Annotated in this window: 22 protein-coding genes; 10 read left to right on the plus strand and 12 right to left on the minus strand. The window is 71.4% G+C overall.

Translation table 11 applies throughout. The features are described from left to right. The first annotated feature begins 29 nt into the window (after nt 1-29). Nucleotides 30-527 carry a cupin domain-containing protein gene (locus QRX50_RS34065; protein WP_285967215.1) on the plus strand — a complete coding sequence of 166 codons (498 nt, stop codon included), beginning with the start codon at nt 30-32 and terminating at the stop codon, nt 525-527. A 4-nt stretch (nt 528-531) separates the two neighbouring features. On the opposite strand, the gene QRX50_RS34070 is transcribed toward QRX50_RS34065, so the two are convergent. Together QRX50_RS34070 and QRX50_RS34075 are read right to left on the minus strand one after the other, a co-directional pair. After that, nucleotides 532-1,203: a hypothetical protein gene (locus QRX50_RS34070; RefSeq protein ID WP_285967216.1), complete on the minus strand. Its 672-nt coding sequence runs from the start codon at nt 1,201-1,203 to the stop codon at nt 532-534. Further along, entirely contained in the window at nt 1,200-1,709 is a 510-nt protein-coding gene (locus tag QRX50_RS34075) for a SigE family RNA polymerase sigma factor (protein WP_285967217.1), read from the minus strand. Before QRX50_RS34075 ends, QRX50_RS34070 begins: the two co-directional genes overlap by 4 nt. Nucleotides 1,710-1,828: 119 nt before the next feature. Between QRX50_RS34075 and QRX50_RS34080 the strand changes: the two genes are divergently transcribed. Then, nucleotides 1,829-3,205 (plus strand): M20 family metallopeptidase, encoded by a 1,377-nt coding sequence (locus QRX50_RS34080; protein ID WP_285967218.1) that lies wholly within the window; start codon nt 1,829-1,831, stop codon nt 3,203-3,205. 249 nt (nt 3,206-3,454) lie between these two features. Beyond that, on the plus strand, nt 3,455-3,952 hold the full coding sequence (locus QRX50_RS34085; protein WP_285967219.1) for an ATP-binding protein: 498 nt from the start codon (nt 3,455-3,457) through the stop codon (nt 3,950-3,952). 34 nt (nt 3,953-3,986) lie between these two features. Here the strand turns inward: QRX50_RS34085 and QRX50_RS34090 are convergent, their stop codons facing one another. Then, on the minus strand, nt 3,987-4,613 hold the full coding sequence (locus QRX50_RS34090) for a DsbA family oxidoreductase (RefSeq protein ID WP_285967220.1): 627 nt from the start codon (nt 4,611-4,613) through the stop codon (nt 3,987-3,989). Nucleotides 4,614-4,817: 204 nt separating this feature from the next. On the opposite strand from QRX50_RS34090, the gene QRX50_RS34095 reads away from it, so the two are divergent. The 3 genes from QRX50_RS34095 to QRX50_RS34105 all read left to right on the plus strand — a co-directional run bounded on the left by QRX50_RS34095 (nt 4,818) and on the right by QRX50_RS34105 (nt 7,160). After that, entirely contained in the window at nt 4,818-5,486 is a 669-nt protein-coding gene (locus QRX50_RS34095; RefSeq protein WP_285967221.1) for a DUF3159 domain-containing protein, read from the plus strand. 122 nt (nt 5,487-5,608) lie between these two features. Further along, nucleotides 5,609-5,962 carry a YciI family protein gene (locus QRX50_RS34100; protein ID WP_285967222.1) on the plus strand — a complete coding sequence of 118 codons (354 nt, stop codon included), beginning with the start codon at nt 5,609-5,611 and terminating at the stop codon, nt 5,960-5,962. Between the two features lie 7 nt (nt 5,963-5,969). Next, nucleotides 5,970-7,160, plus strand: coding sequence for an RNA polymerase sigma factor (locus QRX50_RS34105; protein ID WP_285967223.1), 1,191 nt, complete (start codon nt 5,970-5,972; stop codon nt 7,158-7,160). Here QRX50_RS34105 and QRX50_RS34110 read toward each other — a convergent pair. Beyond that, nucleotides 7,157-8,050, minus strand: coding sequence for an EamA family transporter (locus tag QRX50_RS34110; protein WP_285967224.1), 894 nt, complete (start codon nt 8,048-8,050; stop codon nt 7,157-7,159). The two genes, QRX50_RS34105 and QRX50_RS34110, sit on opposite strands and share 4 nt — an antisense overlap. A gap of 44 nt (nt 8,051-8,094) precedes the next feature. Here QRX50_RS34110 and QRX50_RS34115 point away from each other — a divergent pair, with 44 nt between their 5' ends. Next, on the plus strand, nt 8,095-8,997 hold the full coding sequence (locus QRX50_RS34115; RefSeq protein WP_285967225.1) for a LysR family transcriptional regulator: 903 nt from the start codon (nt 8,095-8,097) through the stop codon (nt 8,995-8,997). Continuing rightward, entirely contained in the window at nt 8,994-9,494 is a 501-nt protein-coding gene (gene msrA / locus QRX50_RS34120; protein WP_285967226.1) for a peptide-methionine (S)-S-oxide reductase MsrA, read from the plus strand. Before QRX50_RS34115 ends, msrA begins: the two co-directional genes overlap by 4 nt. Here the strand turns inward: msrA and QRX50_RS34125 are convergent. Both QRX50_RS34125 and QRX50_RS34130 read right to left on the minus strand, forming a co-directional pair. Further along, nucleotides 9,452-10,681, minus strand: coding sequence for an MFS transporter (locus QRX50_RS34125; RefSeq protein ID WP_285967227.1), 1,230 nt, complete (start codon nt 10,679-10,681; stop codon nt 9,452-9,454). The genes msrA and QRX50_RS34125 overlap by 43 nt on opposite strands. 180 nt (nt 10,682-10,861) lie before the next feature. Further along, entirely contained in the window at nt 10,862-11,629 is a 768-nt protein-coding gene (locus QRX50_RS34130; protein WP_285967228.1) for an SDR family NAD(P)-dependent oxidoreductase, read from the minus strand. Nucleotides 11,630-11,710: 81 nt separating this feature from the next. Between QRX50_RS34130 and QRX50_RS34135 the strand changes: the two genes are divergently transcribed. Beyond that, nucleotides 11,711-12,613 carry an AraC family transcriptional regulator gene (locus QRX50_RS34135; RefSeq protein WP_285967229.1) on the plus strand — a complete coding sequence of 301 codons (903 nt, stop codon included), beginning with the start codon at nt 11,711-11,713 and terminating at the stop codon, nt 12,611-12,613. 36 nt (nt 12,614-12,649) lie between these two features. Here QRX50_RS34135 and QRX50_RS34140 read toward each other — a convergent pair whose 3' ends face one another. Further along, the gene (locus tag QRX50_RS34140; protein ID WP_285967230.1) at nt 12,650-14,242 is read right to left on the minus strand and encodes an APC family permease; all 1,593 of its coding nucleotides are present in this window, start codon (nt 14,240-14,242) and stop codon (nt 12,650-12,652) included. A 341-nt stretch (nt 14,243-14,583) separates the two neighbouring features. On the opposite strand from QRX50_RS34140, the gene QRX50_RS34145 reads away from it, so the two are divergent. Continuing rightward, nucleotides 14,584-15,615, plus strand: coding sequence for an LLM class flavin-dependent oxidoreductase (locus tag QRX50_RS34145; protein WP_285967231.1), 1,032 nt, complete (start codon nt 14,584-14,586; stop codon nt 15,613-15,615). A 260-nt stretch (nt 15,616-15,875) separates the two neighbouring features. Here QRX50_RS34145 and QRX50_RS34150 read toward each other — a convergent pair whose 3' ends face one another. The 5 genes from QRX50_RS34150 to QRX50_RS34170 form a co-directional block, all read right to left on the minus strand. Beyond that, nucleotides 15,876-16,817 carry a hypothetical protein gene (locus QRX50_RS34150; RefSeq protein ID WP_285967232.1) on the minus strand — a complete coding sequence of 314 codons (942 nt, stop codon included), beginning with the start codon at nt 16,815-16,817 and terminating at the stop codon, nt 15,876-15,878. A gap of 745 nt (nt 16,818-17,562) precedes the next feature. After that, nucleotides 17,563-18,450, minus strand: coding sequence for an amidohydrolase family protein (locus QRX50_RS34155; protein WP_285967233.1), 888 nt, complete (start codon nt 18,448-18,450; stop codon nt 17,563-17,565). Then, the gene (locus tag QRX50_RS34160) at nt 18,447-19,463 is read right to left on the minus strand and encodes an amidohydrolase family protein (RefSeq protein WP_285967234.1); all 1,017 of its coding nucleotides are present in this window, start codon (nt 19,461-19,463) and stop codon (nt 18,447-18,449) included. Before QRX50_RS34160 ends, QRX50_RS34155 begins: the two co-directional genes overlap by 4 nt. Beyond that, the gene (locus QRX50_RS34165) at nt 19,460-20,353 is read right to left on the minus strand and encodes an NAD(P)-dependent oxidoreductase (protein WP_285967235.1); all 894 of its coding nucleotides are present in this window, start codon (nt 20,351-20,353) and stop codon (nt 19,460-19,462) included. The genes QRX50_RS34160 and QRX50_RS34165 overlap by 4 nt, the downstream gene beginning before the upstream one ends. Then, nucleotides 20,350-21,711 (minus strand): MFS transporter, encoded by a 1,362-nt coding sequence (locus QRX50_RS34170; RefSeq protein ID WP_285967236.1) that lies wholly within the window; start codon nt 21,709-21,711, stop codon nt 20,350-20,352. Before QRX50_RS34170 ends, QRX50_RS34165 begins: the two co-directional genes overlap by 4 nt. Nucleotides 21,712-21,713: the final 2 nt, after the last annotated feature.

The following is a 21,713-nucleotide window of genomic DNA, read 5'->3' on the forward strand; positions in this document are numbered from 1 at the left end:
TCCCACGACGGACTTCCCGGGGGCTTCACATGTCCATCGTCATTCCCAGCTTCGACGACTCCGTGATCGTGCGTTCGGGCGACGCCGAGGTCATCGGCCGCGCACCCACGACCGTCAAGCTGCTCGCCGACAGCAGCTCCACGGGCGGCGCCCTGTCGACCATCCAGGTCGAGCTCAAGGACGGCGCCAACGGCGCGGCGCCCCACCACCATGCCGGCTCGGCCGAGCTGTTCTACGTCCTCGGCGGCACCGTCCAGGTCCTCTCCGGCGACACCGTCGTCACCGCCGACCGCGGCGACCTCGTCGTCGTGCCGCCCGACCTGACCCACGCCTTCGCCGCCGCTCCGGGCGAGGACGCCACCCTGCTCATCGTCATCGCCCCGGGCGTCGAGCGCTTCGAGTACTTCCGCCACCTCGAGCGCATCGCGTACGGCAAAGCGGCCCCCGAAAGCCTCCTGGAGGTCCAGGAAATCTACGACACGTACTTCAGCGCGAGCGCGGCGTGGGAAGCGGCGCGGACGGTCTGAGCCGTCACTTCGGCAGCGAGTCACCCGCCGCGCTGTACGCGTTCATCGGTAACGTCACGATGCCGCCCAAGACGGTGGTGTCGCGGCGGGGGAACCAGAACACCGTGACTGCCAAGGCCTCGACGTGCTGCGCCTCGGCGCCGTACATCAGGCCGCCCACCTCCGCGGTGATGCGGGTGGCGGGGCCGGTGTAGTAACCGTAGAGCGGCAGGTCCCGGCCCGGGCGGCCCGCGGTGAGGGCGTGGAAGCCGGGTGCGCTCGAGCGGGAGCCGGTGGCGAGCTCGGCGGTGATGCCGTCGCCTTTGCGGTGGCCCAGCACCAGTTGGTACGGCGAGCTGTCGGGTCCCGCTGGTGCGCGTTCGAAGAACAGCACCACCTCGCCTTCCGGGTCCTCGATCTTGGTGCCCACCACCTCACCGATCGGAGCCGCGGCGCGTCGCTCGGGCTGGGCGGCCGTGACGGCCAGCGTGGTCACCGCGGGCGCACCGGGAGTCCGCAACAGCTGCGCGCCCACGACGACGCCGACCAGCACGACCACCGTCGCGGCGGCGGCCGAAAGCCGGCGCAGGCGACGCCGGCGGCGTCCCCGGCGCATCACGTCGGCCAGGTCCACGGCCGAGAACTCCACGGGCGGCGGCTCCGCCAGCACCCCGCGCAGCGCTTCGAGATCCGTCACGACGCCTGCCCCGCCGCGCACGAGTGCCGCTCGGCGGCCGTGCCGCGCATCTTCGCCAGCGCCCGCGAGTTGGTGCTCTTCACGGTGCCCAGCGACACCTTCAGCTCGGCCGCGACGTCGGCCTCCGACAGGTCCCAGAAGTGCCGCAGCACCACGATCGCGCGTTCCCGCGGGCTCAGTGGCGCCAGCGCCCGCATGAGCCACTCCTGGTCGACGACGCCGGCGGTGAAGTCGCGTTCGACAGCACGCTCGGGCACCTCCTCGGTGGCCTGCTCGCGGTACGGGCGGCGCCAACGGTCGATCACGTGGTTGGCCAGCACCTTGCGCGCGTAGGCGAACGGGTCCTGCTTGCGGATCCGCGGCCACGACGTGTACGTGCGCACCAGAGCGGTCTGGACGTCGTCCTCCGCCTGGTGCCGGTCGCCGGTCAACAGGTAGGCGGCGTGCAGCAGCCGCGGCGAGACCGCGCGGACGAAGTCCGCGAACTCGCTGTCACCTCGGGCCATGCCGGTCCTCGCGCGCGTACATGACCGGTCAGACGAGCGGGACCGCGAAAAGGTTGAGTCCTTTTTCGTCGGGGCCGGGTGCTAGAACAGACCCCGGCATCCCCGACGGAAGGTGCTCTATGCAGCGCGCGGACACGATCGACCAGGCCCTGACGCGGTTCGACTCCGGCGAGCTCTTCGCCGAGCTCGCCCGCCGCGTGGCCTACCGGACCGAGAGCAACCTCACCGACGGACACCCGCGGCTGCGCGCGTACCTCACCGACGAGCTCGCCCCGGCGCTGGAAGCCCTGGGCTGCCGCACCCGCGTCGCCGAGAACCCCGTGGCGCCCGAGTGCCCGCTGCTGGTGGCGACCCGCCACGAGTCCGCCGACCGGCCGACGGTGCTGCTCTACGGCCACGGCGACGTCGTCAACGGCGAAGCACCCCGCTGGCGCGAAGGCCTCGACCCGTGGACGCTGATCGCGGAGGGCGAGCGCTGGTACGGCCGCGGGTCGGCCGACAACAAGGGCCAGCACACGCTCAATCTCTTCGCCCTGCGCGAGGTGCTGCGGGCGCGCGGGCAGCTCGGGTTCAACCTCGTCGTGCTCGTGGAGACCGGCGAGGAACGCGGGTCCCCCGGCCTCGTCGAGGTGTGCGGCGAGCTGCGGGACGAGCTGCGCGCGGACGTGCTGATCGCCTCCGACGGGCCGCGCGTACGCGCCGACCTGCCCACGCTTTTCCTCGGCTCGCGCGGCGTCACGCAGTTCACGCTCACCGCGGACCTGCGCCCGCGCGACCACCACTCCGGCAACTGGGGTGGTGTGCTCCGCAACGCCGCCACCACGCTGGCCACCGCGATCGCGTCGATTGTGGACGGTCGGGGCCGGATCCTGGTGCCCGGACTGCGTCCCCCGGCGATCCCGGCGTCCGTGCGGGAGGCGCTGGCGGCCGTCCCGGTCGGCGGCGGCGCGGACGACCCGGCCGTCGACGAGGACTGGGGCGAGCCGGATCTCACGCCGGCGGAACGGCTGTTCGGCTGGAACACCGTGGAGGTCCTGGCGTTCCTCGCCGGCACCCCCGCGTCACCGGTGAACGCCATCCCGGGCCGCGCCGAGGCGACGCTGCAGCTGCGGTCAGTGGTGGGCACGAACCTCGCCGGGCTCGAGCCGGCACTGCGGAACCACTTGGCGGAGCACGGTTTCCCGATGGTCGACGTCGCCGTGACCGAAAGCCGACCACCGACGCGCACCGATCCCGATCACCCCTGGGTGCGCTGGGCCGCCGGCTCCCTCGCCCGCACCGCGGGCCGCGCGCCCGTGCTGCTGCCCAACCTCGGCGGCACGATCCCCAACGACGCGTTCGCCGAAGTCCTGGACCTGCCGACGATCTGGCTCCCCCACTCGTATCCGGCCTGCGCGCAGCACGCGCCCGACGAGCACCTGCTCGCTCCCCTGGCGCGCGAGGCCGTCGCGATCATGACAGGCCTGTACTGGGACCTGGGTGAAAAGGACATCTGAGCAGAACTCGCCGGTGCGGCCGGTCACGAGACGAACCAATCGCCGATCACAAGGAACACGCGGCTTCTCCCCCTTCGCCCAAGCACCTCGAAGCTGTGACCTGGGGCGTTCACCCAGCGAATCCGGATGCGTGACCGTGCGGACACGCACATCGACCTCCCGCCGCGAACCGGCGAGAGGTCGATGGCATGATGCCCCAACCGGTCCCGCCCGCGGAGGGCGGCAGTGAGCCGACGAGGAAGGTGAGGCTTGAGCACGCGCACCACCCAGGTGGACGATCTCCGGCTGGTGGCTCAGCCCAGTGCGGTTCCGTGCACCGAGCTGTTCGTCCGCCTGATCCTGTCGGACTGGTCGCTCCTGCCAATGCTGGAACAGGTCACCGCCACCACGTCGCGGCTCGTCGGCGACATCGTGGACCAGAGCAATACCGCCGCCCCCGCGTTCATCACCGTGCGCCTGCAGCTGCGCGGCGAGGTGCTGGTGGTCGAGATCGAGGACGACCTGGTCGGCCCGAACCCGCCGCGCACCGCACCCGGCGAGCGGATCGGCGTGGAGCCGCTGCGCAACGGCCGCCTCACGTGGTGCGAGATGCCGCTGCCCGGCGGCCTGACCGCGGGCCAGGTCCGCCTGCCGCGCCGCCAGGAACGCCGCACCCTCGTGGACGAGCCCGTGTCGGGCGCGCCGGTCGCCGCCGACCCGGAAGTGCTGGAACGGCTGCTCAACCGGCTCAGCGGCTGGTCCGGCTGAGCGCGCCGTCCACAGTGGACTCAGAGGACCGCGGTCACGCGGCGCGCTCGCTCCACGCGCGCTCGAGCGCCTGCGCGAACACCTCGGTGGCCTGCCCGCCGGCGACGCCGATGCGCCGGTCCAGTACGAAGAACGGCACCCCGGTCGCGCCGAGCTGCGCCGCTTCCCGCTCCTCCGCGCGCACGGCGTCCGCGTAGACCGCCGGATCGGCCAGCACGCGGCTTGCATCTTCGCGGTCCAGCCCCGCCTCCACCGCCACGTCGAGCAGCGTGTCCCCGGTGAACAGCGGCCGCGCCTCGGCGAAGTTGGCCTTGAACAACGCGTCCACCATGGCGCGCTCCAGCCCACGCTCGCGCGCGAGGTGCATGAGCCGGTGCGCGTCGAAGGTGTTGCCGATCTCCCGGTCGGACCGGTACCCGAGACCGACCTCCGCCACGAGCCCGGCCAGGCGCTCCTCCATCTCCACCGCCTGCGGCCCGTACCTCGCGGTCAGCATCTTCTGCAACGGCTCCACCGTGTCGCGCGACGGGTCCAGCTCGAACGACCGGAACGTCACCTCCACCTCGTCCCGGTGCTCGAACCCCGCCAGCGCCGCCTCGAACCGCGCCTTCCCGAGGTAACACCACGGGCAGATGACATCGCTCCAGATTTCCACGTGCATGCCCCCAGCCTAAGGACCGCGGGAGTGATCCAGAAGTACGCACTCGCAGGTAAGCGGCACCTTCCTGCGGGGAGCGGCAGCCGGGCCCGGCGGGTGTGGGACGACTCACCACGAGCCCGGCCCACGCAGGGTGACCACCCGGACCACCCGGCCGTGGGCCCAAGCCAGGAGTTTGCCTAGTTCCCGCCCGTTTCAATCGAAGGTGTGGAGCGACCTGGGACGAAGACCGAAGCCTGGCGGGACGACGCCGGGTCCGCCTCCGAGCCACGGCCGCGCACAGCGTGGGAGCGGACGGGCGGGCTGGTGGGCCTGCTCGTGTCGTCGCTGCCGTCGCTGGTGTTCGTGGTGGTGAACTCCTTCGCGGGGCTCATCCCGGGGATCGTGACCTCCGTGGCGTCGGGCGTGGTGTTCGTGGTGCTGGCCGTGGTGATGAAGAAGCCGCTGCAGCCGGCGGTGTCGAGTTTCGTCGGGGTGGCCATCACGTCGCTGATCGCGTTCCTCACGGGCTCGGCGAAGGGCTACTTCCTGTCCGACATCTGGTTCAGCCTCGCGTGTTTCGTGGTGCTGGCGGTGTCGATCGTCGTGCGCCGGCCGCTGGTCGGCGTGGTGTGGAGCCTGGTCAACAGCGAGAAGATGACCTGGCTCGCCGACCGGCGCTCGCGGCTGGGCTACGACCTGGCCACGGCCACGGCCACGCTGGTGTTCGCGTCGCGGTTCCTGGTGCAGCAGTACCTCTACGACCAGGACCGCACCGGCTGGCTCGCGGTCGCCAAGATCGCGATGGGCAACCCGCTCACCGGCCTCGCGTTCGGCGCCGCCGCGTGGGCGATCCACTACGCGAGCAAGCGCGAGAAACTGCTGGCCGACGCGTAGGGCCGGGAAAGCGGCAAAAGCGAGACGTTTTTCCCTTCGTGGTGTCGAATGGCGTCGAGCCGGTTCGTGGACAGGGTGACGGACCGGCCAACGGACCGGTCGCCCGAGCGAAGGAACCCACCATGAAGCAGTACCTGCTCGCCGTCCAGCTCGACGAGAGCAAGCCGGAGCCCGAGGAAGAGTTCGAGGCGATGCTGACCCGGACCGGCCAGGTCACCGAGGACATGAAGTCCGCCGGGGTGTGGGTGTTCGTCGGCGGCCTGGAGCCTTCGCACGCGTCCACGGTCGTGCGGCCGGGCGACGGCACGGTCACGGTCACCGACGGCCCGTTCACCGAGACGAAGGAACAGCTCGGCGGGTTCTGGGTGATCCGGTGCGACGACCTCGACCAGGCACTGGCGTGGGCCGGGAAGTGCGCGCTGGCCTGCGGGCAGTCGATCGAGGTGCGCCCGTTCGGCGAAATCCCGCAGCGCTGAGGCGCCGGTGGACCTCGACAGCGTCTACCGGGCGGAGTACGGCCCCTGCGTGGCCACGCTGACGCGGCTGCTCGGCGACATCGGCCTCGCCGAGGAGGCCGTGCAGGACGCGTTCGCGGTGGCCGTCACCAAGTGGGCCGACGCCCTGCCACCCAACCCCGGCGGGTGGATCGTGACCACGGCCCGCAACCGCGCCATCGACCGCCTGCGCCGCGAATCCACTCGCGACGCCCGCCACGCACAGGCGCTGCTGCTGAACCAGCCCGACGAGCCCGAGGAGGTGGGACCCGTGCGCGACGACCAGCTCCGCCTGATCTTCACCTGCTGCCACCCGGCGCTCTCGCCGCTCGCTCAGACCGCGCTCACCTTGCGGCTGCTCGGCGGGCTGGAGGTGCCGGAGATCGCGCGGGCCTACCTCGTGCCGGAGGCGACCGTCGCCCAGCGGATCGTGCGCGCCAAGAAGAAGATCCGCGACGCGGGCATCCCCTACCGCGTGCCCGGCGAGTCCGACCTGCCCGACCGGCTGCCGCCCGTGCTCACCGTGCTGTACCTGGTTTTCAACGAGGGTTACACGTCGACGTCCGGTGAGCTGGTGCGGACGGACCTGTGTCTCGAGGCCGTCCGCCTGGCGCGGGCGCTGGCCGGGCTGATGCCGGACGAGCCGGAGGTGCTCGGGCTGCTGGCGCTGCTCCTGCTCACCGAAGCGCGCCGCCCGGCGCGCGTGGGTCCCTCGGGTGAGCTGGTGGTGCTCGCGGACCAGGACCGGTCGCGGTGGAACCGCGAGCTGATCGCCGAGGGCCACGACCTGGTGCGCCGCTGCCTGCGCCGGGGGCAGCCGGGCCCGTACCAGCTGCAGGCCGCCATCAACGCCGTGCACACGGACGGGCCGGCCACCGACTGGACGCAGGTCCTGGCGCTCTACGACCAGCTCCTGCGGCACTCCCCGACGCCGGTCGTCGCGCTCAACCGCGCGGTCGCCGTCGCCGAAGTGCACGGTCCGGCGGCGGCGCTGGCCGCTGTGGACGAGCTGGACCTGCCGGGCTACCACCTGCTGCCGGCGACCCGCGCCGATCTGTTCACCCGGCTGGGCCGGACGGCGGAAGCGGTCGCCGCCTACGACGAGGCGATCAGCCTGGTCGGCAACGACACCGAACGTGCCTTCCTGCAGGCTCGCCGGGCGCGTCTGGGCGGAACCTAAGGCGCCGCAACGCGTTCCCGCGCGCCCGTGCGTTCGGCACCGACGCCCGCGACCACCACGAACAGCACGCCCGCCGCCGCGGCGAGGTCGGGCACCTGGTGGAGCACGAGCAGCCCGATCGTCATCGCGATGGCGGGTTCGAGGCTCATGAGCGTGCCGAAGGCCGACGCCGTGAGCCGCCGCAGCGCGAGCATCTCGAAGCTGAACGGCACCACCGGCAGCAGGATCGCCAGTCCGAGCCCCGCGAGCAGCAGCTCCCACGACAGGTGCCCGAACACCGCCGGCCCCTGCACGAGCGTCGCCACGATCGCGGCGACCGGCATGGACACCGCGAGCCCGCGCACGCCCGACACCTCGTCGCCGACGCGTTGCGTCAGCAGGATGTAGGTCGCCCAGCAGACCGCCGACGCGAGGGCGTATCCGACGCCGACCAGGTCCGCCCCGCCCTCCCACGGTTCGGTCAGCAGCAGCACGCCGACGGCGGCGAGCACGGGCCACAGGCGCTTGCCGCCGCGCCCGCGCGTGATCGCGACCGTGAGCGGGCCCAGGAACTCCAGTGCGCTCGCGGTGCCCAGCGGCAGCCGCGCGACGGCGGCCATGAACAGCATCGTCATGCCGGCGGTGACGACGCCCAGCACCACGCACGCGAGCAGTGCCGAGCGGCTGAACGAGGACGGGCGCGGGCGGACCAGCACGAGCACCAGTACCCCGGCCCAGGCGAGCCGCAGCCACGCGGCGCCCTCGGGCCCGACGTGGTCGAACAGGCCGACGGACAGGGCCAGGCCGAGCTGCACGCAGAGCATCGCGGCGACGGCGAGCGCCGCCCCGGTGCGGGTGGAGGAGGAGAGCACGCGTCCAGCAGAACCGATGCCCACCGTTCGTGTCCACATGCCGATCGTGAACGTACCGTCCAGGAATCCTGGACAATGGCGAGATGGACACCCGCAGGCTGCAGTTCCTCCTCGAGCTGTCGCGGCTCGGCTCGATGCGCGCCGTCGCTGATGTGCTCGACACCACCACGTCGACGGTCTCGCAGCAGATCTCCGCGCTGGCGCGGGAGACGGGCGCGCCGCTGCTCGAACCGGACGGCCGCCGCGTCCGCCTGACCCCGGCCGGGCAGCGGCTGGCCGAGCACGCCGTGACGATCCTGGCCGCCGTGGAGGCCGCGCGGGCGGACCTCGACCCGCACGCGGAGCCGGCGGGCACCGTACGGGTCGCGGGTTTCGCGACGGCGATCCGGCGCGCTCTGCTGCCGGCGGCCGACCGGCTGGCGCGGACGCATCCGCGGGTGCGGCTGGTGATCAGCGAGTACGAACCCGCCGAAGCCCTGGCCCAGTTGCTGACCGACGACGTCGACCTGGCGCTGATCTACGACTACGACCTCGCGCCCGCGACCACCGACCGGTCGCTCGACGTCCGTCCTCTGTGGACGGCCGCGTGGGGGCTGGGTGTGCCGGCGACGGACGCGGACCGCGTGGCGGGCGAGGGCACGCTGGCCGTGTTCGAGGCGTTCCGCGACCACGACTGGATCGGCAACTCCCGCAACCGCGCCGACGAGGACGTGGTGCGCACGCTGGCGACGATGGCCGGGTTCACCCCGCGCGTCACGCACCTGGCCGACAGCCTCGACCTCGTCGAGGACCTGATCGTCGCGGGGCCGGGCGTCGGGTTGCTGCCGGTCGCGCGCCCGACGCGACCGGAGGTGGCACTGCTGCCGCTGACCGGGCCGGACGTGCGGCTGAGGTCGTTCACGGCCACCCGTCGAGGGCGGGACGCGTGGCCGCCGCTCGCGCTCGTGCTCGGCCTGCTGCGACGCGGCTACGATGACGAACCATGACCACGGAAAAGGCGATCCTCGCCGGCGGGTGCTTCTGGGGTATGGAGGAGCTGTTCCGCCACCAGCCCGGGGTCGTGTCCACGCGCGTCGGCTACAGCGGCGGCGACACGCCCAACGCCACCTACCGCAACCACGGCACCCACGCCGAGGCCATCGAGGTCCTCTACGACCCCGCCCAGACCGACTTCCGCCACCTGCTCGAGTTCTTCTTCCAGGTCCACGACCCGACCACGAAGAACCGCCAGGGCAACGACATCGGGATGAGCTACCGCTCCGCGATCTACTACACCAACGACGAGCAGAAGAAGGTCGCCGAAGACACCATCGCCGACGTCGAGGCCTCCGGCCTCTGGCCCGGCAAGGTCGTCACCGAAGTCACCCCCGCCGGTGACTTCTGGGAGGCCGAGCCCGAGCACCAGAACTACCTGCAGAGCTATCCCGACGGGTACACGTGTCACTTCCCGCGGCCGGGCTGGAAGCTGCCCAAGCGGGCCTGAGCGAGCTCGGCGTCGCGGAAGGCGGCGGGCGAGAGCTGCCACCACACCACCGCGGCGCCGGCCAGCTGGATCAGCGCGCTCATCACCCACACCGCGCGCAGGCTCACGTGCGCGGCGACGAACCCGCCCGCGAGCGCGCCGAGCGGCGTCAGGCCCCACGCCAGAGCACGGTGGCTGGTGAGCACGCGGCCCAGCAGCGGCGACGGCGTGAAGCGCTGGCGTGAGGACTGGGAGCAGACGTTCCACACGAGTGTGGTCGCCGTGAGGAACACGAGCACCAGTCCCACGACCGGCGGCCACGGCGGCACCACGGCGATCGCCAGCTGCGCCACCACCCCGCAGCTCTGCGCCAGCCGCATCGACCACGAGTAGCCCAGCCGCTGCACCACCCGGTCGACCACGAACGACGACGCGACCCAGCCGACCGCCAGGCACGCCATCAGCCCGCCGTAGCCGACGGGGCCGAGGTGCAGCACCTGCGTCGCGAAGAGCACGAGCATCGCGTTGCTCGCGCTCGCCGCGAACGACCCGAGCGCGACGGTGATCGTGATCGACCGCAGCAGCGGCGTGCCCACCAGGTACCGCAGCCCTTCGCCGATGTCCCGCAACGGGTGCGCCGGCGACTTGACCGGCGGCGGCGACGGAATCCCCCGGACCAGAGCGAAAGCCACGACCGCGGCCACCGTGGCGCCCCACGCCGGGAGCCCCGCCCCGATCCCGAGCAGCACCCCGGTGAACGGCGGGACGACGAACTGCACCAGCCCCCGGTCGATCACCTGCAGCCGCGCGTTCGCCGCCGCCAGCCGGTCGGGCCCCACGACGTCCGGCACGAGCGCGCCGCTGGCCCCGTCGCCGAACACCGACGCCGTGGTGACCACGAACGCCACCACCGCCACCACCGGCAGGCTCAGCGCGTGCAGCGACCCGGCCACGGCGAGCGCCACGGCGGCCGCGGTGAGCACGGCGTACGCCCCCGCCAGCACCGCCGTCCGCCGCACCCGGTCGATCACCACACCCGCGAACAACGACAACACCAGCCACGGCGCCTGCCCGGCCACCGTCACCAGCGAAATCTCCCGCGGGTCGGTCGTGATCGACACGGCCAGCAGCGGAATCGCCGACAGCACCAGGCCTTCCCCCGCCGACCCGAACACCGCGACCAGCTGCAACCGCCCCCACGACCCCATACCGGCGAGTCTGGTGACGCGGTCAAGCGATTTTCTTGCCGGTCAAGCCTTTCCGACGGCGACGAGGTGCGCGCTGGCGTTGATCAGGTGCGGATCGCGCTCAACCGGCGCCGGCATCGCGCAGCGCGTCCGCCCACCGCATCGCGCTCCCGGCGAAAAACGGCTCCGAGGGAATCCGGTTCAGCCCACCGGTGACGGCGCCGTCGTGACCCAGCCGCCGTCGACGATGAGGGTCTGGCCGGTGATGTACGACGACGCGGGGGAAGCGAAGAACAACACAGCGGCAGCGACGTCGGCCGGCTCACCGACCCGGCCCAGGGGCACGGTCTCCAGGTACTTCGCCCGCGCCGCGTCGTCGTCGACGATCCAGGCGCCGAGGGTGGTGCGGACGGCACCGGGACTGACGGCGTTGAAACGAACGCCGCGGGAGCCCCACTCGGCGGCCAGCGCGCGGGTGGCGGCTTCAGCGCCGGCGCGAAGTCCGCTGTAGACGGACAAGCCGGGAAGCCCGCGGTGGGCGGCGCCCGACGACAGGGTGATGACGCTGCCGCCGCCGCGAGCGGCCATGCCGGCGGCGGCGAGGCCGGCCAGCACAATCGGGGCGCGCAGGTACACCGCCCAGGCTTCGTCGACGTCGGCGAGCTGCAGCCGGTCGGCGAAACCCGCGCCCGTGCCGCTGCCGGCGTTGTTGACGAGGACGTCGACGGGGCCCGCGGCGGCGAGGATCTCGGCCGGGGCGTCCGGGCGTGCCAGGTCGGCGGCGACCACGTCGGCGTCGCCGGGGAGCTCGCGCGCCACCGCGGCCAGGGTCTCGACGGACCGGCCGACCAGCACCACGCGCGCGCCCGCTTCCGACAGCACCCGGCTCACGGCGGCGCCGATCCCGCGGCTCGCCCCGGTGACGAGGGCGGTCCTGCCGGTCAGGTCGAACAGTTCGGTGATCTTCATGAGACTCACGTTAGAACCGCTGAGCCGGACGAGTGTTACCTTCGGGTCCGCAATCGTTGTCCGATCGTCCAGGAGGACCGCGTGGATCCCGTGGAGGACGTGCTCACCGCGATGCGGATCGAGCAGTCCCGGTACGTGCGGATCGAGGCCGGTGCGCCGTGGGGCATCGCCTTCCACTCGCCCGAGACCACCCGCCTCGTGCTGATCGCCTCCGGTTCGTGCGTGCTCACGGGCGAGCACGTGGGCGAACCGCGCCGGCTCGCGCCGGGCGACTGCTTCGTCGTCCGCGCCGGTGCGCAGTTCACGCTCGAGGACGAGCCCGGCCGGGAGCTCGTCGAGTGCGAAACCCTGTTCACCGAACCGGAAGGCACCGTCGCGACGCACGGCGGCACCGGCGCGCGCACCGACATCGTGTCCGGCCGGTTCTCCTTCGACGCCACCGCGGCCGAACCGCTGTTCGCGATGCTGCCGCCCCTGTTCCTGCTCGACCTGCACGGCGAGGCCGGGGAGCAGCTGCGTTCGACGTTCGACCTGCTCGCCCGCGAGGAGGCCGGCGCGGGCCTCGGCTCCCGGCTCGTGACCAGCCGGCTCGCGGACGTGCTGTTCGTCCAGGCGATCCGCGCGTTCTGCGACATCGGGGGCGGCGACCTGGGCTGGCTCGCCGCCCAGCGCGACCCGCGCCTCGCGGCCGCCACGCGCGCGCTGCACGCCGACCCCGCGCACCCGTGGACGGTCGAGGCGCTGGCCAATGAGGCCGGCCTTTCGCGCTCGGCGTTCGCGGCGGCGTTCCGCGCCGTGGTCGGCGAGACCCCGCTGGGCTACCTCACGTCGTGGCGGCTGCACCAGGCGAAGCGGCTCCTGCGCGAGACCGACCTGAGCGTCGCGCAGATCGCGGCTCGGGTGGGTTACGAGTCCAACGCCGCGCTCACCCGGGTGTTCAGCCGCCGCGTAGGAACGACGCCTGGGGCGTGGCGGCGCCGGTGACCGGTCTCCCGCAAGGGAAACCGGTCACCCGCGACCTCACTGCACAGCCAGCTCCAGCGCCTCCCGTTCGACCGCCGCCTTCACCTTGCCGCTGTCGACGGCGACGTTCACGGCCCAGTAGAACACCGCCAGGCTGAACGCGATCACCACCAGCAGGTCGATCCACTCCGGCAGGACGCTGATGTTGCCCGACTCGCCGTAGCGGCCTAGATAGCCGATGAGCACGTGGCCGGCGAGCCACGGCGCGATCCACTGCGCGGCCTTCCAGTCGATCGGGAGGCGTTCCAGCTTCGGGCTCGTCGCGCGCGCGATCAGGAACAGACCGAAGCCGATCACGACGGCGATCATGATCTTCCACGTGATGTCGAAGCCGCCCCAGTAGATGATCAGGTTCGCGGCCACGAATCCCGCGGGCGCCAGCACCTTCGGCATCGGCGCGCGGTACGGGCGCGGGCGGTCCGGGTCGCGTTTGCGCAGCGCGATCATCGAGACCGGGGCGAACGCGTACATCAGCGCGGTGGCCGAGGTGATCACGCTGACCAGCGACTGCCAGCTCGGGAACGGCAGGAACGCGATCTCGCCGACCACGAACGACAACCCGATCGACCACACCGGCACCCCGCGCACGTTGAGCTTGCCGAGGCCCTTCGGCAGCGTGCGCTCGCGGCCCATCGCGTAGGACAGGCGCGCCGACGTGCCGAGGTAGAGCATGCCGGTGCCCGCCGGGGAGACGAAGGCGTCGGCGTAGAGGACGTACGACAGCCAGCCCGCGCCGGCGAGGGTCGCCAGCGTGGCGTACGGGCCGAAGGAGCCTTGTGCGATCGGGTTGTCCCAGCCCTTGAGCAGCGCGGCCGGGTCGAGCGCGCCGATGAACGCGACCTCCAGCAGCAGGTAGACGATCGTGCCGATCACCATCGCGACGATAATCGCGCGCGACAGGTCCTTCTGTGGGTCGCGCGCCTCGCCGCCGACCTGCACGGCTTGCTCGAAGCCCTGCAACGCGAACACCACGCCGACCGGCAGCGCCGCGAAGATGCCGTGGGCGCCGTGCGGGGCGAAGCCGCCGCCGGCGGTGAAGTTGCCCGGGTGGAACCGCAGCGACAGCAGCACGACCACGGTCAGCACCGGCACCGCGGTCTTCCAGATCACCGTGGCCGAATTGCTTTCCGACAGCAGTTTCACGCCGACGAGGTTGATGAGCGTGAAGATCGCCATGAGCAGCGTCGCCCAGCCGAATCCGCTCGCGGTGAGCGTGCCCGAGGGACTCAGCAGATTCAGGTGTTCTTTGACCCAGGTGATGTTGTCGAGGTACTCGAGACTCGCCTCGACCTCCACCGGCGCCAGCGCCACCGCCTGCAGCCACGCCACCCAGCCGCCGACGAACCCGCCGAGCACTCCGTACGCGAGCGCGGGGTACCGGGCCGTGCCCCCGGCGACCGGGTAGGCGGCGCCGAGCTCCGCGTGGATCAGGGCGAGTGTCGCCATGATGATCGCGGTGAGCACCCACGACACGAGCGAGGCGGGGCCCGCCACCTTCGCCGCCTTGAGCGCGCCGAGCAGCCAGCCGGAGCCGATGATCGAGCCGAGCGAAACGAACATCAGGCCGTAGAAACCGACCGATCTGCGCATTCTCGGCGAAGTGCCCGCGGATGCGGTTTTCTGGGCGGGTTCAACCATGGATGTGCCTCGATCCGAATGTTCGGGAACTTTGTCCGAATGATTCGCGCCAGTACCTGTTTTCAAGATTTACGGCAAGCCTCCGAATGCATTTCTGACGCGATCACAACGCGCGATTCTGGCGCGCGCACCGGCGGAGTGGAACCATCGCCCCGTTACAAGTTAGTTTCAGTCCGGGAAACAGGACGTCTCGTGAGGTACCGACGAAGTGCTCCGGACCACGCCGGAACCGGAACAATCCCGGCGGCGTCGAGGTTGATCTCGGGCAGAACCCGGAGCCAGGAGGAACTGCTGTGCCGATCACCTCGGAACCGTTGCGCAAGCTGGGCTTCCTCACGATCGGGCTGTTTGACGAGGCCGATCCCGCGGCCGGTCACGAGTCGACGCTGCAGGTCATCCAGCTCGGCGAGGAGCTCGGTTTCGACAGCGCGTGGGTGCGCCACCGGCACCTGCAGTTCGGCATCTCCTCACCCGTCGCCGTTCTGGCCGCCGCCACGCAGCGCACGAGCCGCATCGAGCTGGGCACCGCCGTGATCCCCCTCGGCTGGGAAAACCCGCTGCGCCTCGCCGAAGACCTCGCCACGGTCGACGTCCTCTCCGGCGGGCGCCTCAACCCCGGCCTGAGCGTCGGCGAGCCCCGCCACTACGACCACCTCGCGCCCGCGCTCTACCCCGACACCGCGTCGGCCGAGGACTTCAGCTACCGGCGCGTGGAGCGCCTCCTGGGCTTCATTCGCGGCGAGAAGGCCACGGACTTCAGCGGCACCGAGGGCATCGAGGAGTACTCGCCCCTCGTCCAGCCGCACTCCCCCGGCCTCGCCGACCGCCTCTGGTACGGCGGCGCCGGCACCCGCTCCGCCCGCTGGGCCGGCGAGCACCGCATGAACCTCCTGGCCAGCAGCGTCGTGCGCGTCGAAGACCCCGACGCCACCGAGATCGACTTCGCCGCCATCCAGGCCCGGCAGATCCGCGAGTTCCGCGCCCACCACCCCCTGGGCGCCGACGCCCGCGTGTCCCAGGGCCTGGTCGTCATCCCGACCGACAGCGCGACCCCCGAGCAGCGCGCGAAATACGAGGCCTACGCCGCTTTCCGCCTACCCCGCGTCGGCAAAGCCCACGGCCCTGCCCGCATGACCTTCGCCGAAGACCTGGTGGGCACGTCGGCGTCCATCGCCGAGCGGCTGTACGCGGACGCCGCTTTCCGGGAGGTCTCGGAGGTGGCGTTCGCCCTGCCGTTCAGCTTCGAGCACGCCGACTACGTGCAGATCCTGACGGACATCGCCACCAGGTTGGGTCCGGAGCTGGGCTGGAAGCCGGCGGTCTGATCCTCGGCGCGAGAGCTCCCTCACCGGGGTGAGTTGCGGCCGGGACAACCCCGCGCGAGACGATCCGCGACTCACCCTGCGCTATGCTTCGTCGCGCACCGTGCGGGCACTGCTGGTGTCGCCCACCCGGCAACCCGGGCGACAGAACCACCGAACAGCACGAACCACTGATCGCACCCTCGTGGTGCCTGAAGAACCATGGCTGGATCCCTCCTCGCCGAGCCGGGCGGTGACGAAGGAAGGACTCTGCCGTGACCACTTCAGTCGCCGGACTCGCCTTGGTGCGCCGCCGGTTCACCGGTGAGACGCACCAGGAAGCCCACAAGGCGATCAGTGCCGACCTCCCCGGCGCGACCACTCCGCGGGACGCGACGATTCCGTCCGCGCATTCCTTGCACCAGCGGGTTCTGGAGACTTCGCTCCTGCTCGCCGTCCGGTATTCCGCCCACCGATCCACCGGGCACGGGGTGTTCAGGAAGGTCAGCCCACGCCGCGACACACTCGTGGTCAGCGTGGCCGACGATGCGGTGCCCCGGTTCTTCCGTGCGCTGCTGGCTTCTCTCGAACCGAATGAAGGCCGCGATGGCGTTCCCGGATTGCGCATCACCTTCACCGGGCCGCACCTGGAGCTCCGGTTGCTCGATGTCGACGGCCGAGCCACGCCCTGCCGCTTCGTGGTCCGTGACATCGGAGAAAACGACTGGGCGCGGATCTGGGGAACCATCAGGCACACGGCCTACGACGGGAAATGCGTGGACCCGCGCCTCGAGCGTTCGCCGCAGCTGAGCTCGGGCGAGCGCTACGGATACGACTTCCACTGGCAGCACTGCGGTCCGGTCGCACTCGGCAGCGCGATGCTGCGCCGCATCGGACTCGTGGCACACGCCGGCGCGATCGACGTGTGGAGCGGTTTGGGCGGGACCGCGCTCCACCTCGAAACGGAGCAGGGTCCTTCGGTGTTCTCGCTGGTCCAAGATCTGTGCGACCCCGTGGCCGGGATCCTCGGGGAAGGCGTCGTTCTCGATGCGGCACGAGGACCGGTCGAACGTTCGGCGACATTCGCACGGATCGTCGACCGAAGCCCGACTCCGGACAGGATCGTCGGCCGGCTGCGCGACCAGGGCCGGCCCCTGCGCTCGCACCGCGCACCGCCGATCGGCCGAGCGCGGCGGCGAACCGGTGACCACCGTCCCCCGGGGCACCGACCGCCTCACCTTCCTCCAGTTGCTCGACCGGGTCCTCACCTCCGACGATCGCACTCGGCGCGCGCGGGCACTGGTCCGGACCGTTTCGCTTTCCGCGGCCGCACTGCTCTCGTCTCTCGCGCTGCTTGCGGCCAGCCTCGGTTCCGCCGGGTTCTCCGCGTCGCGACCGCCGTCGTCGCGTTGCTGAGCGCGGCAGCGGGAAGCGTCGTCGCTGCCGCGCGGCGTCAGCGGCGGAAGACGACGGCTTCCCAGGGGCGCAGCTGCGCCCCCACCGAAGCGGAGCCCCGATAGTTCCCCAGAACCAGCGAAGCACCCAGCCAACCATCCACAGCGGACGAAGGCACGTCGAGCGGCAACCCCGACCAGTCGGCCAGCACCAACAGCCCGTGGTCACCGGAAATACGGGTGTGGAGATGACGGACGCGTCGGCGATGCGCCGGTCGACGGCGTTGACCAGGTACCGGTAGGGGTCCTTGGCCGGCCGGCCGGCCGCAGCACACCCACCGCGTCGACCCGCGCGTGGAGCGCGCTGGAGGCGTGTGGCCGGCGGCTCGGCGAGATCGTGCTCGCCCGCGTCGCCTCGGCGAAGGACCCGGTACCGGAGGTCTGGCCGACGACGATCTCCCCCGGCGACAGCGACACCGCACCCCGCGCACCGCGGCACGGCTGGGCTGAGCCGGGCCGTCCACTTCGGACGGCCCGGCTCCCCGGCTCAGTCGGCTCGCGTTCGGTCGGCTCGCGTTCAGTCGGCCCAGTAGAGCCGCATCGGGTTGTCCACCAACAGCTTCTGCCGCGCTTCGGCACTCGGCGCGATGCGGGGCACGAAGTCGACCAGCGTGCCGTCGTCGGGCATGTGGCTCTTCATGTTGGGGTGCGGCCAGTCCGTGCCCCACAGGACGCGGTCCGGGAACTCCTCCACGAGCGCGCGGCCGAAGGGCACCACGTCGTCATACGGCGGGCCGGCCACCGTGAGGCGTTCCGGGCCGGTGACCTTCACGTGGAAGTTCGGGTGCTCGCGCAGCAGCGTGCGGAAGCGGCCGAACTCCGGGCCGTCGACGGGTTTCGTCACGTCCGGGCGGCCCATGTGGTCCACCAGGACCGTGGTCGGCAGCGAGGTGAACAGGTCCCACTTCTCGGCGAGGTCCGCCGCCTCGAAGTAGATCACGATGTGCCAGCCCAGCGGCGCGATCCGGGCGACCAGGTCGTGGTAGTACGCGTCGGGCTTCGGGTCCACGAGCCGGCGCACGAAGTTCAGCCGGATGCCGCGCACGCCGGCCGCGTGCAGCCGGGCGAGCTCGTCGTCGGACTCGGTGCCGCGGATCGTCGCGATGCCGCGGGCGCGCTCGCCCGCCGCGTCGAGCGCGTCGACCAGCGCGCTGTTGTCGGCGCCGTGGCAGGTCGCCTGCACGATCACCTGGCGCTCGATGCCCAGGAAGTCGCGCAGGGCGAAAAGCTGCTCCTTGCCCGCGTCGGTCGGCGTGTACTTGCGTTCCGCCGCGTACGGAAACTTGTCACCCGGGCCGAACACATGCGTGTGCACGTCGACGGTGCCCGGCGGCAGCACGAAGGCCGGCTTCGACGGTTCCGGGTCGTAGGAGAGCCAGCCGGGGTCGGCCGTGAACGCGCTCACCCGACCCTCGCCTTCAGCGCCTGGTCCAGGCGCGGGTAGACGCGGCGCACGTTGCCCTCGTACACCTTGGTCTTGTCCTCTTCGGACAGTCCGAGCGCGTCGACGTAGCGGCGGGTGTCGTCGAAGTGGTGCCCGGTGCGCGAGTCGATGCCCCGCACCGCGCCGACCATCTCCGAGCCGAACAGCACGTTGTCCACGTTGATCACGTCGAACAGCAGGTTGATGCCCGGCTGGTGGTACACGCAGGTGTCGAAGAAGACGTTCGGCAGCACACCCTCGTCGGGCTCGGGGCGGCCGAGCATGTCGGCGAGCCCGCGGTAGCGGCCCCAGTGATACGGCACCGCGCCGCCGCCGTGCGGGATCACGAAGCGCAGGCCCGGGAAGTCGGTGAACAGGTCCGACTGCAGGAACTGCATGAACGCCGTGGTGTCGGCGTTGAGGTAGTGCGCGCCGGTGGCGTGGAAGCTGGGATTGTCCGAGGCCGACACGTGCACCATGGCCGGCACGTCGAGCTCCACCATGGCTTCGTAGAACGGGTACCAGCTCTTGTCCGTGAGCGGCGGCGCGGTCCAGTGGCCACCACTCGGGTCGGGGTTGAGGTTGCAGCCGACGAACCCGAGTTCCTCCACGCAGCGGCGCAGCTCGGCCACGGAGTGCTCGACCGGCACGCCGGGCGACTGCGGCAGCTGGCAGACGCCGATGAACTTGTCCGGGTACAGCGTGGTGACGCGGTGCACGAGGTCGTTGTTCACGCGCGCCCACTCGGTGCTCACGGCCTCGTCGCCGATGTGGTGGCCCATCGCCGATGCGCGCGGCGAGAACACCGTGAGGTCCACGCCGCGGTCGGCCATCAGGTCGAGCTGGCCCCGCACCGATTCACGCAGCTCGTCGTCGCCGATCTCCGGGTAGGCCGGGGCGGCGGTGCCCGCGTCGTACGCGGCGCGCTGCGCGTCCCGCCAGCTCGTGTGGGCCGCGGGCACGGTCGTGTAGTGGCCGTGACAGTCGATGATCACTCGGTGTCGCCTTTCCGGTCTTCTTCGGACATTCGCGTGCGGACGGAGTCGAGCAGCGGCAGCAGCCTGGTCTCGAGCTCGCCCAGGTCTACGGGCCGGTGGGCCGCCGCCCAGTCCTGGCGGCGTGCGATCGCCTCCGCCATCACGGGCTCGACGCCGGTCTCGGCCACGGTCACCGCGGCCTCCCGCAGCTCCTCGGCGCGGCGGACACCGTGCTCCAGCGAGCGGGAGATCATGTACGCGGCGAGGCTCTCCCAGTCGTCGCTGGGCAGCAGGTTCGACAGCGACCCGAGCACGCGCCCCTCCACACCCCACTCGCGGGCGGCGAGCAGCGACTCGGTGAGCAGGGCCTCGACGCCCTTGATCACCACGGAGCGGCACAGCTTGGTGGCCGCGGCCCGGCCGACCACGTCGGCGTAGACCTCCAGCCCGGTGAAGCCGAGCGGACGCGCGAACTCCGCGAACCCGGCCGCGTGCGGGCCGCCGAGCAGCATCGGCGCCGCGAGCCGCTTGGGGTTGATCGGCGACATCACGGCGGCCTCGACGTAGCGTCCGCCGGCCTTCTCGATCACTTCGGCCGAGGCCTGCTTCTGGCCGGGTGCCGCGGAGTTGAGGTCGAGGAACCAGCAGCCGGCGGGCAGCCCGTCGGCGATCGACTTCGCCGCCGTGAGGTCGTTGGCCGCGGTCACGGCACTGATCACCAGATCGGCCGCGCGCACGGCGTCGTGCGCGTCCACAGCGGACACCAGGCCGAACCGTTCGGCGTTGCGCGTGGCGGCGCTCGCCGGATCCGCCAGCGCCACGTCCCACGCGGTGAGCTCCACCCCGGTGAGGTCTTCCGCCAGCACGGAACCCACCTCACCGAGGCCCAGCAGCGTGATGGTCGTCATGCGCTCACCGGCTTCGCCTGCGGCTGGCCCGCGGTCGCGACGCCGAGGTCGACATCCTTGGTCTCCGGACCGATCAATGAGCCGACGAACACGAGCGCCCCACCGAGCACCAGCAACGCCGCGGCCGTGAAGCCCGAGGGCATGATGTGCTCGAGCCAGCCCTGGTAGTAGGCGTAGAACGAGGTCAGGATCAACGGCATGCTGTAGCCGAGGCCGAACCCGCTGCCGCGCACCGCGGGCGGGAACCGCTCACACAGGTACGACGGCGTGACCGCGAACGTGCTGCCCCCCGAGAGCCGGATCACGAGCGTGAGCAGCAGCACCGCGCCGAAACCGGAGTACCAGCCGAGGCTGATCGTCGCGAACGCGCCGGCGCACACCACGCCGATGCCGATGCCGGACCACGCGAGGAACTTGCGCCGGCCGATCTTCTCCGAGAGCAGCCCGAGGAACGGGAACAGCACGGAGTGGATCGCCTGCACGATCACCAGTGCCGCGGTCACCTGCGTCGCCGACACGTGCGCCTGGTACTGCAGCGCGCTCGGCAGCAGGCCGGAGGCGAGGTTGGACGCGAACCAGATGCCGCTCATGATCACGAACACCTGCAGGAACTGCTTGCGCGAGGAACCCACGAGCACGTCGCGGATCGGCGTGCGCGACTTCTTCGCCGACTTCCACGTCTCGGACTCCTCGACCGTGCGCGAGAAGTACACGCAGAACACCGCGCACAGCGCCGCACCCACGAGGAACGGCACGCGCCAGCCCCACTGCGAGTAGGCCGAGTCGGAGCCGCCCGAGGGCGTGATCCGCAGCATGATGAACGTCACCAGCGAGATCGCGCAGTACGAGATCGGGAAACCCATGCCCACGAGGCCGCCGTACCAGCCGCGTTTGCCGGTGGGCACGGCCTCCATGGCCAGCGGCGTGGCCCCGGTGTACTCGCCGCCGAGGAACACACCGTCGATCAGGCGCAGCACCACCATCAGCACGACGCCGAGCAGTCCCACGGCGTGGTAGCCGGGCAGCAGCGCGATGAGCAGCGTGCAGATGCCGCAGCCGGTGATCGACCACAGCGTCACGCGGCGGCGCCCGACCTTGTCGGCCAGGCGGCCGAAGATCAGCGAGCCGAGCGGCCGGCCGATGAGGGTGGCCACGAAGATCAGCGACGTGATCACGGCCCGGCTGCCCGGGGAGACCGCGGGCGGGAGGAAGTAGTTCATCGCCGGCGTGAGCGCGACCACCGGCAGGTAGACGTCGAACATGTCGACGAAAAAGCCGAAAGAAGCGCCGATCACGGCGTTGCGGGTCGAAGTCTTGGCCCCTCTGGCGGCGGGCGGTGACGTGGCCGGTCCGGTCATCG

Origin of the sequence: Amycolatopsis sp. 2-15 (assembly GCF_030285625.1) — a bacterium.
GTDB lineage: Bacteria > Actinomycetota > Actinomycetes > Mycobacteriales > Pseudonocardiaceae > Amycolatopsis > Amycolatopsis carbonis.